Annotated in this window: 1 protein-coding gene; it reads left to right on the top strand. The window is 61.1% G+C overall.

From position 1 onward, the window contains the following. Positions 1-1,176, top strand: a 1,176-nt coding sequence (tuf, locus tag ACSSVY_RS22760) for an elongation factor Tu (protein WP_454272320.1), incomplete at its 5' end; no start/stop codon positions are given. Position 1,177: the final 1 nt, after the last annotated feature.

The raw sequence follows: 1,177 nt of genomic DNA, 5'->3' as shown, positions 1-1,177 counted from the left end.
ATGGCAAAGGAAAAGTTTGCACGTAACAAGCCGCATGTGAACATCGGCACGATTGGTCACGTTGACCACGGCAAGACGACGTTGACGGCGGCGATCACCAAGTATTTCGGCGAGTTCCGGGCCTATGACCAGATCGACGGGGCACCCGAAGAGAAGGCGCGCGGGATCACGATCTCGACCGCGCATGTGGAATACGAGAGCGAAGCGCGTCACTACGCGCATGTCGACTGCCCCGGCCACGCCGACTATGTGAAGAATATGATCACCGGTGCCGCGCAGATGGACGGTGCGATCCTGGTTGTGAACGCCGCTGACGGCCCGATGCCGCAGACCCGCGAGCACATTCTGCTCGGTCGTCAGGTGGGCATCCCCTACATGGTCGTCTACATGAACAAGGTCGATCAGGTCGATGACGAGGAACTGCTGGAACTGGTGGAGATGGAGATCCGCGAGCTTCTGTCCAAATACGACTATCCGGGCGACGATATCCCGATCATCCGCGGCTCGGCGCTGCATGCGATGAACGGCACCCAGCCGGAAATCGGCGAGAACTCGATCCGCGCGCTGATTGCTGCTGTGGATGAGTATATCCCGACGCCGGCGCGCGCTGTGGATCAGCCGTTCCTGATGCCGATCGAAGACGTGTTCTCGATCTCGGGCCGTGGCACGGTTGTGACCGGCCGGATCGAGCGTGGCGTGATCAACGTTGGCGACAGCATCGAGATCGTGGGGATCAAGGACACCAAGACGACGACCTGTACCGGCGTCGAGATGTTCCGCAAGCTCTTGGATCGTGGGGAAGCGGGCGACAACGTCGGCGTTCTGCTGCGCGGCATCGACCGTGAGGGCGTTGAGCGTGGTCAGGTTCTGTGCAAGCCGAAATCGGTTCTGCCGCACACCAAGTTCGAGGCCGAGGCCTATATCCTGACCAAGGACGAGGGTGGCCGTCACACGCCGTTCTTTGCCAACTACCGTCCGCAGTTCTACTTCCGCACCACGGATGTGACCGGCACGGTGATGCTGCCCGAAGGTACCGAAATGGTGATGCCCGGCGACAACCTGAAGTTCACGGTTGAACTGATCGCGCCGATCGCCATGGAAGACGGCCTGCGTTTCGCCATCCGCGAAGGCGGCCGCACCGTCGGCGCCGGCGTCGTGTCGAAGATCATCGAGTAAC

The sequence above is a fragment of the Roseovarius sp. MBR-51 genome, from assembly GCF_053628575.1.
The sequence above is the reverse complement of the archived record's forward strand: the minus strand, read 5'-3'. Positions and strand labels throughout refer to the sequence as shown.